The organism is Larkinella knui (assembly GCF_003858645.1).
Taxonomy (GTDB): domain Bacteria; phylum Bacteroidota; class Bacteroidia; order Cytophagales; family Spirosomataceae; genus Larkinella; species Larkinella knui.
In genome coordinates, this window is sequence record NZ_RQJP01000001.1 from 263,759 (window position 1) to 276,700 (window position 12,942).

The following is a 12,942-nucleotide window of genomic DNA, read 5'->3' on the forward strand; positions in this document are numbered from 1 at the left end:
GCGGGGATCATTAGTTGCCCGCCAGCTGGACTTCCGCGTTCTTTTTGGCGATATCGTTCTGAATTTTCGGTACGGTTTTCAGGTAGTCGTAAATCGCGCCGACCTCCCGTTCCGACAACATCGGGCGGGGAAACATGGGTTGTTTGAGAATGGAACCGTCGGGCCGGACCCCGAGCCGCACGGCCCGGATAAACTGCTCTTTGGTGTATTTTTTGGCAATACCGGTCTGATCGTCAAACGTTAGGTTGGCCGTAAAAACCGACTCCCCGCCATCGCCTTTCATTTCGATCCCACCGCCATAATACCCTTTGCTGCGTTCGGGATGTTGTTTGTCCTGATCGATCAGATCACCCGAATGGCAGCCGTAACAGTCGCCAATGGCATCGGCGGTGTAACGGCCTAAAGCAACCGGGTCGTTGCTATCCGGCAGGGCCACAAGTTCCGGCGAATACGGCAGCGGTTTCATCAAAGTATGAGTCAGCAATTTTGAGAAAAAACTCAACTCGGAGTTGGGAGCTTCCTCCTTCGACGGCTGAACCGGCAGGCGGTCGGAGCGAAGCCAGGCCACCACCGACTTCAGGTCTTCGTCGGCCATGTTGGGATACTGGGGCATCACGGCAGCGTGGGTGCCGTCGCGCCGGAGGCCGGTTCGCAGAAAATAGATCAATTCGCCATCGGTCCAGTTGCCGATGCCTTTTTCCTTGTCCTGGGTAATGTTTTTTGAATAGAGCGTGCCGAACAGCGCCGGTACTTCGGCCAGATGTTTTCCCGTCAGCCGGTTTTCATTATTGGCGTGACAGGCCATGCATTGAATCTGGGCAATGACTTCGCCCCGGGCCACGCGGGCGGGCGTGCTCTCAACCGTTAGTTCCGGAATGGTGGGTGGGTCGTAGGTTGGGGTGCCTACGGTGGCTACGTACGCGCAGAAACCGCCCAGCAGCAGAACGACGCAGAGGAGAGCGTAACCGATAACTTTCAAGACCTTTTTCATGATGTGAATACTTGGAATTGGATGGTGTAAAAGAGTCTGTTTTGAACAGATGGTAACAAAATTGCCCCATAGCCTCTTCCAAGCCTATTTCTAACCGGCTGAACCGTAACAACTTGGTCGTGAAGTGTCAATTTCTGTCGATAACCTGGCCGACTGACGCGCCTGGATTTTCTGGGCGAATTCTGCAAAAAACCGTGCAGCTATGCGCATTCCTTCCGATCTTTATCCAGCCATTTACTGATCAGAAAGTACGTTCGTCATGCCACTTGACCATCTCTCCAGGGATTTGATTCTGAAGCAGATTATCGATTCAACCCCTTTCCCAAAAATTGCTTTTGACTACGAAGATGATCCGGCGAAAAACCGGGTGTATCTGGCCTTACTGGAGAGCATTGTCTCCCAGCAGATTTCCGTAAAAGCCGCCGATTCCATTTTTAACCGCTTTCTGGGGCTATTTCCCGACGGCTACCCGCACCCGGAACAACTGGTTGCCAAGTCGCTGGAAGAGTTGCGGAGTGCCGGGCTTTCCGGCCAGAAATCCGTCTACATGCAGAGTGTAGCCGAGTTTGCCTTGAAAAATCCGATGACGAATGCTTACCTGAGTGAGCTGACCGATGAAGAGGTGGTGCAGTACCTGCTGCCGATCAAAGGCGTGGGTCGCTGGACGGTCGAAATGCTGCTGATGTTTGTGCTGGACCGCCCCGACGTGTTTCCGATCGATGATCTGGTGATCCGGCAGAAGATGGTGAAAGCCTACGGGCTGACCGAAACCGGCCGGGCCTTATACAAACGACTGCACGAAATTGCCGAACTCTGGCGCCCCCACCGCACGCTGGCATCCCGGTATCTGTGGCGGTGGAAACCGGAAGGAAGTTAAGAGTTAACTCCCTCAGTATTTGGTTACTTCCGGGTGGACTTCCAGGATTTCCATGGATAAACCGCCTGCCTGGTCGACGGTCCAGCGTTCGGAAATGACGGTGTGCTTGTTTTGATCGATGTATTGGATGTCGACGGTTTTTCCCGTCAGGGCGAGAAGGGCAAACCCGTTGTAGCCGACATCCCGTCGGCGAATGCGTTCCCGAATCCGCTGGTCGTAAAACAGGAGTTGCCCCAGGTGGCCGCGGTCCGGCGGATTGGTTTCGACGGGCATACCGCCGTGCCCCACGCAACGCCCCCAGGCCTGAATACCGTCCGGAAAGCCGAATTTGTTGTAGAACGAAAGACGGTGCTCGTGGCCCCAAAACCACAATACCGGCCGTTCGGCTGCGCCAAAGATGGTTTTCAGCTGGCGGCCAAGTACGGGATGATCATCGCGGAAGGAGGAGAAATACGGGTGGTGGCTCAGAAAAATAATCCCGCGTTTGTCGTCAGGATTGCCCAGGTTAACCGTTTCCGTAAGCCACTTTACCTGTTCGTCGCGCAGGTTGCAGTCGGGTTTGAAAAGTACTTCCAGCAAAGGCCGGTTGGTGGAATTATAGCCGGTATCGAGTCCGATGATGCGCCAGTGCTCGTTTTCCAGACAGAAAAAACCGGCTTGCTGCGTCGCTATTTGATTGCCTTTCCGAATTTTCATGGCGGGCAGCAGTTTCCTGAAATACGCCGTTCCGTTGGAATACATCTCGTGGTTGCCCGACAAGGCCAGACTGCCGTGCTTGCCGAAATGCCAGGACGCATCGGGGTCGGTAAAATTAACCGCCACTTCCTCCGGCGTACCAACGAAATAAATATCACCGAGGTGAATGGTGTAGTCCGGGTCGTAATCGCGGATTAAGTGGCCAATCCGATCGGATTCGGGCGTGTCGGTGGCCCAATCCGACACCAGCGCCAGGGTTACGGTGTCCGAATAGGTGTGGATGGGATAAAGGCCATCGTCGCCGTTGCGGGGGTAAAACTGGTACGCGGCTTTGGGCCCAAAGCGGCTTTTGAGGTAATGATAGGCAAATCCAAACAGGTTGGTGGCAAAAAACGCGGCTACTTTATTGGCGGCTGTGCCTTCTTTCAGGCGTTTTTCGTACAAGGCCGCCTGCGTTTTGAGGTGGTTTTCCAGCTCTGTATGCCCCAAATCGACGTATTGCTCCGGATCTCTTTTTTCTGACTTCATGGATGGAAATGCCCCTAATTCCAAAGGACGGTTGGCCGCTGCGGACTTTTCTTTCGGAGGTTAGGGGCGACTAGATGACATACTGCTTACAAATCTACAACTTCAAGGGTCAATGCTGCGTCGGCGTGGAGAAGAATGTAGAGACCATCCGGCCGAACGGCAATTGCCTTGGGACTTAACTGGAATTTTGGAATATCGATGCGGGCTTTGCGGCCAACTTTTGCCTTCGAAAAAGCCGTCTCGATTCGGCTGGGAAGGAGCGTGAAATATTCCTGAAGCGGTATTCGCAGGGTCGCCTGAAGCGTGTCTTTCAGCGTGTCGTGGAGAAGCCAGTCGGCCGCTTTTGCCAGCGACTGTTCCGTGTGGATATCATAGTCGATATCCTTCATAACCAGTTCGTTACGGACGGTGTCGAAAGCCGGTTTGCCCCGAAAATACAAACTGCCACCAAGCGCCCCCTTGATGTCCATCTGAACAATTAGCGCGTGTTCACCGCCGTAGACACGGACTTGCTTAATGTCCACAATGTGGTTGATGACGTCCAGTTTCCGGCCGCTGATGTAGGTGTTCAGAACCGAACTCAGTTGTTGATAAGGAATGCGACTCAGTAGATTGATATGCGACATCATGGGCAGCGACGCGACTTTTTGCAAACGCGGCAGCCGGGCATCGGGCGTATAAACCGGCTTGCTGCCAAACTCGGAATCGACGGCCAGCTTGAGCCGCATGGGAATGACGATGGTGGTCGGATTGCCGCGAATGGGGCCAACCAGCACGGCGTAAGGGCGGGGCCGCAGCCAGACCTGTTGGAAGGCGCGGTTGATGAGCAGCGGTTTCTGAAGGTCTTTCCAGATTTTTTCCAATTCACGATCCAGCCGAAGTTCGTTGAAAATGGCTTTGTCGATGGCGTTTTCAATGCCATCTTCACGTTTCGCCAGAATGTGGTTGGCCAGCCTGGTAACGGGAATGTTGATGCCCAACAACCGGATTTGGGGTTCGGTAACCCAGCGATAGTGCTCCAGCTCCATGCTGGTTTCCATGCGCCAGTCGTTGCGAACCGTCAATGGACTGTGAAAACGAACCTGAATGGCGCTAAAAACCCAGTTGGCCGTATCCTTCGGATCGTTAACCAGATTGAGGGGGTTGCTGGTCCAGATTTTCAGGGAAGCCGTGAACGTCAGCCGAGTCCCGTCGAAAGCCAGCTTGATGGGGCCCGCCCGTTCAACCCGCAGTTTTAAAAACCGGGACTTCCCACTCTTGATGTCAACATTATTGACAAGCACGACGCCCAGGGCGGTATTGATTTTTTCTTCCAGTTCGGCAATATCAAACAGAATGGAAGCACTGACGTACGAACTGTCGGCTTGCAGGGAGTCATCAAAATTGCGGGCGGCTGGTGGCTCGGGATTTACTTTTTTGCAGGAAAACAGGCCCGCGAGCAAAAAGGCCAGAAGGACGGTACTAAAAAGAGTATAAGAGAGACGGTTTTGCTCACTTTCTTCACTTATCATGTCAGGGCAGGAATAGCTGAAAAACGTATATGCCTAATAGTTAACTGGCAACCGCCCTGATTTGTTAGCCGACGCTGTTTTTGTGTCGGCACTACAACCGCATCCCTTCGAACAACCGGCTTCTTTCCGAAACAGACTCTTCCAGGCCCGCCAGCCCAGATAAGCCAGCGCAGCCAGAAAAATAAGACCGATGATCAGTTGCTGCAACACCTTCTTTAGTTAGGAGTTAAGAGTGATGAGTGAAGAGTTGGTTGACGTATTCAAGCGTGCGTCAGCCAACTCTTCATTCTTAACTCTTAACTAAATCCAATGGTTCCTCAGGGCGAGTTGGTAGGCGTGTTGGTAGTGGTGTTCGCCGTGCCAGGCATAGTTGGATACGGCTTCGGCGAGTGAAAATTCTTTCTTGCTCGCCGGATGGAAATACCGCCGTTGGAGCTGCTGTTCGGTCAACGAGTCCAGTACGGCTACCCAGCGCTGGTGCAAGTTGCTCAGAATGACCAGCGAAGGAGCCACGGACAGTTCATAATCCGGAAGCATGGCCCATTCACCTTCCTCATACGGTTTGACGGTGGGAACCTCCTCGGTGAGCGCCAGTTTCGTGCGAACATAGGCGTTCATGTGGCTGTCGGCAATGTGGTGAACCAACTGCCGGACCGTCCAGCCACCGGGCCGATACGGCGTGTCGAGCCGGTTATCGCCCCATTTTCCCACGAGTTCGGTCAGGTTGTGCGGCATGATGGCAATGGCGGCTATGTGTTCCTTCGATTGGTCGAATGTATAGGAGTGGCCGAATGTGAACTGGCCGATGGGATACCGGAGATCGTCGTTTTCTGGCATGGTATTACGAGTTTAAGATGCGCTTCAATCCATTTTTTAATCGGTAAACCGGTTTCAAAACCGGTGAAAACCGGTGGGCTACTTCCTGGCCCAGCCGGTGGAGCCGGAGGTCGGTTCCCTGATAATAGCGGTGAATATACCGTTTGCTCAAACCCTGAAAATGCAGGGAATTAAAAAGGCAGTTTTGGTTCAAAATCCGGTTGAAACCAACGTACTGGTGTTGATTCCACGCCACTTTTTTGAGTTGGCGGCTATCCAGTTCATACTCATTTTCCAGCCGATTGTTGGCAATGCTGATATTCAGATCGAATACTTCCGGCAGGGATTGGCTGGTTTCGGCCGAAGGCTGGAGGAGGTTGATGACCCGGTCCGGATAATCGTCAGCATATAAATACAGCAAGGCCATGTCGGAAACGCCACCTGCCAGGGCATTTTTCTGGTGATACTGCCATTTTTCTTCCAGCCGACTCTGGTTGGCGGGCGTCTGGTACGTATGCAGCAGATACTGGCAGAAATCACGAATTCCCGGGCGACTCCAGTACGACGAATGGGCCGAAGCCAGCCAGCTATAGGGATTGGTCGTTTGATAATCGGCCCGGCAATAGGCCGACTGTTGCCGGTCGTTGCGGTGTGCCCAGGCCGCATACCGGCTGCAGTTTTTATACAGCATGACATCCGAATCGGCCACGAAAACCGCATCCAGCTGCCACTCTTCCATAAAGGCCTGCACGTAAAACCAGCGGACCAGACAGAGCAGTTCGTACCAGTGCGGATTTGTGGACCGATGTACGTAAAGGCGGGTAAATTCGTCGGATTGCTCCGCGTTCAAAGCCGTAATCGGAACGTGGGTGACGAACGGAAAGCGGTTTTTGTTGGCATCGTCTCCCAGTAAAAATACCGCCGATTCCGGATTCGCCAGCTTGCATTGCCGCAGACTGTATTCCAGATACGACTGATAACCGGAATGAATGAAAACAAGTGGAATCATAACCCGTAAGCTTATCCGATCGGATGCGGAATGGGCAGCGTACCCTCGTTGTTCCAGTATTCCTCGATCACGGCCAGCAATTCGGGCTGCATGGCGCATCCGGCCAGCACATCACCCCGGAACAGGAACTCATCCCCCCCGTTGAAATCCGTGACGATGCCGCCCGCTTCGCGTACCAGCAGCACGCCCGCAGCCATGTCCCAGGAGTTCAGATTGAATTCGTAGAAAGCTTCAAACCGCCCGCAGGCGACGTAGGCCAGGTCGATGGCGGCCGAACCCATCCGGCGCAGCCCGTGCGTCCGCAGCATGAGCGACGCCAGAATGGCCAGATACCGCTCGATTCGGTCCATGCTGGCATACGGAAAACCGGTGGCCACCATGCTTTCCTGAAGCCGGGTGATGGGCGAAACGCGAATGCGCTCGTTGGCCCCGCCAGTCCGCGAACACCACGCGCCACCGCCCGCAAAGGCGTGGTAACACTCGTCGCGGTTGATGTCGTATACCGTACCGGCGATGGGCGTTTTGCCGTCGGCCAACCCGATACTGACCGAGAAAACCGGCAGATTATGAATGAAATTGGCCGTTCCGTCAAGCGGATCGATGATCCAGTTCAGGCCGGTGCGGTCGGCATTTTGCCCCGTCGTTCCTTCTTCGGTAATAAAACCGGCTTCGGGCAGCAGCGTGCTCAGAGCTTCAACGATTTGCTTCTCGGCTTCTTTGTCGACGTACGAAACCAGGTTGTTAACATCTTTATATTCAATCTTTTCACTCGAAAAAGAAAGCCGTTCCTGACGGATGAAAGCGCCGGCTTTCTTCGCTATTTCGTTAATTTGCTGGGATAAACCCGCCAATTGGAGATCACGACCTGGCATACGTTGGCTGTTCGGTTTGGGTGGATGCAGAACGATAGTGGTAAAACGCGCGAAAGAGCAAGGTTAATAAAAAGAAATTGAAACCGTAGAGGTAATCCTGAAAAAACGCGTACAAAAAGAAGAGTACCAGAAATACCATCGTTAACAGGAAATAGGTCCGAATGGTTTGGGGATTGCCTTGGCGAGTTACCCAAAAAATCAGCGGCATGTGCAGCGGCATCATGAACAGCAGCGCCGGATTCCAGGTCGTAACGCCGTGGTCGGTGCCAAACCAGAGGAACACCAGAAACCAGCCCCAGAAACCGGAGAAGCCAAACAGCAGCCGGTCGAGCCAGAACCCGCGCTTTTTGAGCCGACGCTGACGGCGGGTGATGAGAAATACCAGCACCAGCAAAACCGCAAAGAAGAAATCCGGCGACAGGAGGTAGGTCAGAAAGGCGTTGGATTCTTCCACCGTCACGGCCCGAAACAGCATCAGACTGTTGGCAACGAGCGGGGTTTCCTGGCCATTGGCGGTTTTGAGCCGGGCGTGGTCGGCTTCCGTATAGACATTGTCGGGCAAATACATGGCCTGCCACGACGAAGCCGTCACGTCGGCCGGGTAGCCAATGCCGAGGTTCATGCCCATCCGCGCCCAGGCCTGGTTGGAAATGTACTGGTTCATCCAGTCGCGGTATGATTTCGTGGAATCGACCACGTTGGCAAACCGCAGGCTGTCGCCACAGGCCTGGGCGAGCATGTCGCGCGGTCGGGTGGCGCAGTTGTCGTAAAAAAACTTGTAGCGGTATTCCCGGTTTTCGGGCCGCGCGTTGGTTTCCAGCAAGTCGTACAGCCGTTGCCGCTGCGTTGCCGACAGGTTCAGGATCTGCTCCTTGACGGTGCGGTTTTCGTACTGGGCTTCGTACAGCTGATTCATCATCGGCTGGACGGAAACGTAATAGGGGAGCGTTCCGCGCAGGAATTTGACGTAGAAATTGCCTTCCCGGAAATTGAATGCGCCGTAGTTATACACCCGGTCGATGCCGTACATCGGATCGCTGATCCAGATGGCGTTGTGACCGAAGGATGAATACAAATCAGGCCCCGGTGCCACCGTGATCAGGCTGACTTTAGCCTGCGGGGAAAGGGACTGCGCGAACGAGGAGTGGAAAATGCAGACGGTAAAATGCAAAAGGCAAAAGGCACGGACGAGCCCTTTACGATTTCCCCTGAACAACAATGACAAGTTCACCTTTTATCGTTTTTTCGGCAAAGTACGTAATAATTTCCTGGATCGAACCGCGAACGGTTTCTTCAAATAGTTTTGTCAGCTCGCGCGAGACGCTGGCGGGCCGGTCGGGGCCGAAAATCTCGGCAAACTGGGTCAGGGATTTCACCAGCCGGTGGGGCGACTCGTAGAAAACCATCGTGCGGGTTTCGTCGGCCAGTTCCGTGAGCCGGGTCTGGCGGCCTTTTTTGTGGGGCAAAAATCCCTCGAACGTAAACCGGTCGGCGGGCAAACCGGAGTTGATCAGGGCCGGGACAAACGCCGTGGGGCCGGGCAGACACTCGACCGGGATGTCGTTTTTGATGCACTCGCGCACGAGCAGAAAACCGGGGTCCGAGATGGCGGGCGTTCCGGCGTCCGACACCAGCGCCAGCGTTTTACCCGCCTTGAGTTGGGCGATGACGCGCTGCACGGTCTGGTGTTCATTAAAAATATGGTAGCTCTGGAGCGGTTTGCTGATCTGGAGGTGCTTGAGCAGAAAACCCGACGTGCGCGTATCTTCCGCCAGAATGGCATCCACCGACTTCAGCACATTCACCGCCCGCAGCGTAATGTCATCCAGATTACCGATGGGCGTGGGGACGAGGTAAAGTTTCATTTTTTAAGTGATTGAGTGGTTGAGTGATTGAGCAATTGAGTGAAGGAGAGCATCGTCGCCTTTTTTCACTCAATCGCTCAATCACTCAACCGCTCAATAAGTTGATCGATCGCTTCCGCCAGTTGGCGGTCTTTATCCGTCACCGTGTTGCCGGCGTCGTGGGTGCTAAGGCGGAAGGTGACTTTGTTGTAGGTATTGGTCCACTCGGGGTGGTGGTCCATTTTTTCGGCGATGAGGGCCACGCGGGTCATGAACGCGAAGGCTTCGCTGAAATCCCGAAACACGAAGATTCGGGTGAGTTGGTTGTTTTCTTCCTGCCACATAGCCGTACCAGCGGGGTTTAGCCCGGATTGTTTGTGTGGTGGCAAGTTAGGGGATCGGAAGGAAAAAATGCGGATTCTTGCGAAGTGTCTTGGGAAAATAAAAAAACCGTCTTACTTTTGCACCACAATAATTGACCCAGAGGGATGGCGGAGTGGTCGATCGCGGCAGTCTTGAAAACTGTTGACTGTAACAGGTCCGGGGGTTCGAATCCCTCTCCCTCTGCTGAAATGAACAAAAGCCCCCAAAACAAGCTGTTTTGGGGGCTTTTCTGTTTTTAGTGTACCTAATTCTAAGATCAGTTGATACTTTATTGTTTTTTTTGAGTAAATTATTATACAGATAATCAGTATATTGAAGTGTACCTGCTTTTGTATATCTGTACTCAGCCATGATACACCTATTTATTGATAATTGTAGTCTTCAACACATGGTAAGTGATGGTGGATATAATATCTATCTCGCTGATCTCGAAAATTATATAAATACCGATAAAATATCTTTTTTAACACATGATGTAACTATAATAGAGTGGGATAATCATAAGGAAAAACTGAAACATCATAAAGAAAGAAAACTATTAAACCCAAAGTCAAGAGTTGAATCAATTAATTCTTCTGCAGAGATTTTGCCAAGTAATTTTAATACAACTTTACATCTTGAGTACCAAACACAACAAATTGATATATTATTAGAAAATGCGAAAGTACTTAGTACTCCAGAAGGGATAACAAATGAATCTCATAAACGAATTAAACAACGTCAAGCTCCTTTTCATAAGAAGCTTGACAGCGCAAGTGATTGGGAAATTATTGGATCATTAGGGCATTATTGTTATATGTATGGAATTTATGAAGTGTATTTTATTTCAAAAAACTTTAATGATTTTGGAAATCCGAATGATGGCTTTAAGACAATACACCCTGATATTCAAGAGCGATTTCATAAACTTAAATTTAAATACTATATAAATTATTCTGATTTTTTTAAAGAGATTAAAGTAGAATATCGATATGAAGTGAATAGTTATAATTTGCCTCAAAATGAAATATTTACTCACAAAGTATCGGTAAAAAAGAATGCATTTGAAAGCATACTTTATTTATTTAAAGATTTGTATAAAGAGCTTTCATTTGTGCCAATTCATATTTTAATGAAATATTATCCATTTTCTAAGTCAAAGGATACAAATGGTCGATTTAGAATCTTTAGTTTATATAACGTTCATGATGATTTATTGAAATTTGTCGAAATGTTTGAAATACATGATTCATCTAATATAATATTAAAAGAAACTGAATTTGAATATTTTGAAAATAAGAAAGAACTTGAGTTTGTATTAAATAAATTAACGCATAATCTAATTTATAGTATTAGAGATGAAAGGGATGGCTCTTTAAAAAGTTTATACTATACCGAATATAATAAATGCGAATGTGCAAGGTGTAGCTATAAAAGACTGGATTTTTTAAAAATTTTTAATACTCTTAAAGAAGACGTTAAAGATATCCATGGTAAACTATTGAATGCATATATCAACTATAAAATTGGAAATTTTTCCGTTGCTGCAGATTTGTATTTTGAAATTTCTAAATTATCATTACAGCAAGAGTACTATATTTTTTACTTTATATCACAGTGTAATTTAAAAAGAATATACTCATTCTTAAATAGTTCTTATTACAATAAAGATAAAAATATTAGAGTATTGGACGAGATTAAGAATATTGATATAAATGAGGAGTTAGCTCGATTAAAGCCGTTAACTGATTATAATTTATTAATGTATATATCAAATGAGAGTTTTTTTAACTTAGCGTTTCAAAAAATTTCTAAATTGGTAAGTGATATTTTGGAGCACTATTTTAGTCAATTAAAAGGGGGTTGGGCATCTAATAAATATGTTTGGGAATTAATTGAAGAGTATACCAAACTTGATTCATTTATAAATGAGAATTTTATTGTATATGATAAATACTTTAATTTTGAAGATCTATTTGATTTGGTATTAAAAGGTCTTTTGTCTTCTCATGCGATCAAAGAAGACCAAGGGGCAAAGCTGAATCAGTTTGATGATTATTGGATAGAAAAAATTATATTTTATGCACGAAAAGAAAGTTTAATTAAATATTATCAAGATTATAAACTTAGGAGTATTAAATATAGTAATTCTGAAAAAGTTGAAAATGGGTTTATTGTAAAGGCGCGATTATTTTTAGGAAACGAAAAAGGTAATCTTGAACTTGAAGGAAGTAAAAACAGAAATAGTTATTTTACTGATTTTTACAGTCGTTTATTTGAGAATATAATCACATTAGCCGCATTACTTGATTTAAATGAAGATAACTTAAATATTTTTTCAGAAAATTTGCTTAATTTTTTCTCGAAAAATAAATCTTTAAATACAAAATTTTATTCATCAACAAAGGTTTTTATTGCTCTTAAAGGTAAAAGTATAAACGAAAATACATTAAATAGATTTGTAGATATTTTCCTTAAAGAGGTTCGTGATAATAGACTTGATCAATCTTTTTTTAAGTATTTATTTAATTCATTTCGTCAAACAGATCCGCTAAGAATTGATTATTCAAAATTTAATTTTATTTTGAAAACAGCTTTAATACACCCTCAAGGGGAATATTTTTTTTCTAATGATTCTTTATTGTCATTATATCGAAAGTCTTCAATTAAAAGACAGGAAATAATAAAGAAAAATATTATAAATAAACTAAATTCTGATTTTAATTTTGACTTATTTATTTTTTTTACAATTTATGATGTTATACCATTAGATGTAGATAAAGTTATTGAATTGTTTACTAGTACCGAATTTAAATCTGAAAGGCATGGATTTAAAAGTATATTTAATGGGGTTGTAGAATATCAAGATTACAATCTTGATAAATTGTTAAACTTGTACTTTAGATTCAAGTTTAAGTTGAATGAAGATATAATAAGTAAAATAAAATCGCTTAATTTGTATTATGAATGGTTGATTGATGTTAATAATTTCAATTATGATTTGTTTAGACCAGAATGGATAGTTAATTATAATTCTGAATATTATTTCAGAGAAATGGGTAGTTCTGATCTTTTAATTAAGAAATTATTTAAATATGTAAGTGGAAATGATGATCCTCTTATAAAAGAAGTATTGTTAAAAATTATGTACTTTTCTGGTAAATTTTAAAGTATATGATATTTGAGATGAGAGAATCCCTGCCAGCAGATGCCAACCAGGATTGTTACTTACTTAACGTTAATTTGATTCCGAATCCGAGCCACCTATTTTGTCTGGGTTGTACGTTCCGCTAATTATTCGGCCTTTGTACTTGTCGCTTTCCTTCTGCTTGCGTTTATACCATTCCCATTCATCGGCACTCATACCGTCGCCGGTTTTCTCCTGCTCCCGCAATTTTTAAATAAGTGCATTACTACTAACCCAAAAACAACCTG

At 47.1% G+C, this 12,942-nt stretch carries 12 protein-coding genes and 1 tRNA gene; 3 read left to right on the plus strand and 10 right to left on the minus strand.

Features of this window, described 5'->3' with window-relative positions; translation table 11 throughout:
* Positions 1-10 precede the first annotated feature (10 nt).
* Positions 11-991 carry a c-type cytochrome gene (locus tag EHT87_RS01030; RefSeq protein WP_124902976.1) on the minus strand — a complete coding sequence of 327 codons (981 nt, stop codon included), beginning with the start codon at positions 989-991 and terminating at the stop codon, positions 11-13.
* 259 nt (positions 992-1,250) lie between these two features.
* On the opposite strand from EHT87_RS01030, the gene EHT87_RS01035 reads away from it, so the two are divergent.
* Positions 1,251-1,868: a DNA-3-methyladenine glycosylase family protein gene (locus EHT87_RS01035; protein ID WP_124902978.1), complete on the plus strand. Its 618-nt coding sequence runs from the start codon at positions 1,251-1,253 to the stop codon at positions 1,866-1,868.
* Positions 1,869-1,880: 12 nt separating this feature from the next.
* Here the strand turns inward: EHT87_RS01035 and EHT87_RS01040 are convergent, their stop codons facing one another.
* The 9 genes from EHT87_RS01040 to EHT87_RS01080 all read right to left on the minus strand — a co-directional run bounded on the left by EHT87_RS01040 (position 1,881) and on the right by EHT87_RS01080 (position 9,488).
* The gene (locus EHT87_RS01040; RefSeq protein ID WP_124902980.1) at positions 1,881-3,092 is read right to left on the minus strand and encodes a metallophosphoesterase family protein; all 1,212 of its coding nucleotides are present in this window, start codon (positions 3,090-3,092) and stop codon (positions 1,881-1,883) included.
* An 86-nt stretch (positions 3,093-3,178) separates the two neighbouring features.
* Positions 3,179-4,603 (minus strand): DUF4403 family protein, encoded by a 1,425-nt coding sequence (locus EHT87_RS01045; RefSeq protein WP_124902982.1) that lies wholly within the window; start codon positions 4,601-4,603, stop codon positions 3,179-3,181.
* 33 nt (positions 4,604-4,636) lie between these two features.
* Positions 4,637-4,813: a FeoB-associated Cys-rich membrane protein gene (locus EHT87_RS01050; protein WP_310587498.1), complete on the minus strand. Its 177-nt coding sequence runs from the start codon at positions 4,811-4,813 to the stop codon at positions 4,637-4,639.
* Positions 4,814-4,903: 90 nt separating this feature from the next.
* Positions 4,904-5,440 carry a YfiT family bacillithiol transferase gene (locus EHT87_RS01055; RefSeq protein ID WP_124902984.1) on the minus strand — a complete coding sequence of 179 codons (537 nt, stop codon included), beginning with the start codon at positions 5,438-5,440 and terminating at the stop codon, positions 4,904-4,906.
* A gap of 4 nt (positions 5,441-5,444) precedes the next feature.
* Positions 5,445-6,428 carry a hypothetical protein gene (locus tag EHT87_RS01060; RefSeq protein WP_124902986.1) on the minus strand — a complete coding sequence of 328 codons (984 nt, stop codon included), beginning with the start codon at positions 6,426-6,428 and terminating at the stop codon, positions 5,445-5,447.
* A gap of 11 nt (positions 6,429-6,439) precedes the next feature.
* On the minus strand, positions 6,440-7,300 hold the full coding sequence (locus tag EHT87_RS01065) for an inositol monophosphatase family protein (protein ID WP_124902988.1): 861 nt from the start codon (positions 7,298-7,300) through the stop codon (positions 6,440-6,442).
* Positions 7,287-8,471 (minus strand): Lnb N-terminal periplasmic domain-containing protein, encoded by a 1,185-nt coding sequence (locus EHT87_RS01070; RefSeq protein ID WP_185716113.1) that lies wholly within the window; start codon positions 8,469-8,471, stop codon positions 7,287-7,289. Before EHT87_RS01070 ends, EHT87_RS01065 begins: the two co-directional genes overlap by 14 nt.
* Positions 8,472-8,496: 25 nt before the next feature.
* Positions 8,497-9,165, minus strand: a complete 669-nt coding sequence (gene rsmI, locus EHT87_RS01075) for a 16S rRNA (cytidine(1402)-2'-O)-methyltransferase (protein ID WP_124902992.1) — start codon at positions 9,163-9,165, stop codon at positions 8,497-8,499.
* A 77-nt stretch (positions 9,166-9,242) separates the two neighbouring features.
* Positions 9,243-9,488: a 4a-hydroxytetrahydrobiopterin dehydratase gene (locus EHT87_RS01080; protein WP_124902994.1), complete on the minus strand. Its 246-nt coding sequence runs from the start codon at positions 9,486-9,488 to the stop codon at positions 9,243-9,245.
* Positions 9,489-9,626: 138 nt separating this feature from the next.
* Between EHT87_RS01080 and EHT87_RS01085 the strand changes: the two genes are divergently transcribed.
* Together EHT87_RS01085 and EHT87_RS01090 are read left to right on the plus strand one after the other, a co-directional pair.
* Positions 9,627-9,711, plus strand: a tRNA-Ser gene (locus EHT87_RS01085).
* Between the two features lie 166 nt (positions 9,712-9,877).
* Positions 9,878-12,676: a PIN domain-containing protein gene (locus EHT87_RS01090; protein WP_124902996.1), complete on the plus strand. Its 2,799-nt coding sequence runs from the start codon at positions 9,878-9,880 to the stop codon at positions 12,674-12,676.
* Positions 12,677-12,942 lie beyond the last annotated feature (266 nt).

Excerpts from the sequence above, each read along its gene's own strand:
- EHT87_RS01030 (WP_124902976.1), bottom strand. The coding sequence starts at position 991 with ATGAAAAAGGTCTTGAAAGTTATCGGTTACGCTCTCCTCTGCGTCGTT.
- EHT87_RS01035 (WP_124902978.1), top strand. The coding sequence starts at position 1,251 with ATGCCACTTGACCATCTCTCCAGGGATTTGATTCTGAAGCAGATTATC.
- EHT87_RS01040 (WP_124902980.1), bottom strand. The coding sequence starts at position 3,092 with ATGAAGTCAGAAAAAAGAGATCCGGAGCAATACGTCGATTTGGGGCAT.
- EHT87_RS01045 (WP_124902982.1), bottom strand. The coding sequence starts at position 4,603 with ATGATAAGTGAAGAAAGTGAGCAAAACCGTCTCTCTTATACTCTTTTT.
- EHT87_RS01055 (WP_124902984.1), bottom strand. The coding sequence starts at position 5,440 with ATGCCAGAAAACGACGATCTCCGGTATCCCATCGGCCAGTTCACATTC.
- EHT87_RS01060 (WP_124902986.1), bottom strand. The coding sequence starts at position 6,428 with ATGATTCCACTTGTTTTCATTCATTCCGGTTATCAGTCGTATCTGGAA.
- EHT87_RS01065 (WP_124902988.1), bottom strand. The coding sequence starts at position 7,300 with ATGCCAGGTCGTGATCTCCAATTGGCGGGTTTATCCCAGCAAATTAAC.
- rsmI (WP_124902992.1), bottom strand. The coding sequence starts at position 9,165 with ATGAAACTTTACCTCGTCCCCACGCCCATCGGTAATCTGGATGACATT.
- EHT87_RS01080 (WP_124902994.1), bottom strand. The coding sequence starts at position 9,488 with ATGTGGCAGGAAGAAAACAACCAACTCACCCGAATCTTCGTGTTTCGG.
- EHT87_RS01090 (WP_124902996.1), top strand. The coding sequence starts at position 9,878 with ATGATACACCTATTTATTGATAATTGTAGTCTTCAACACATGGTAAGT.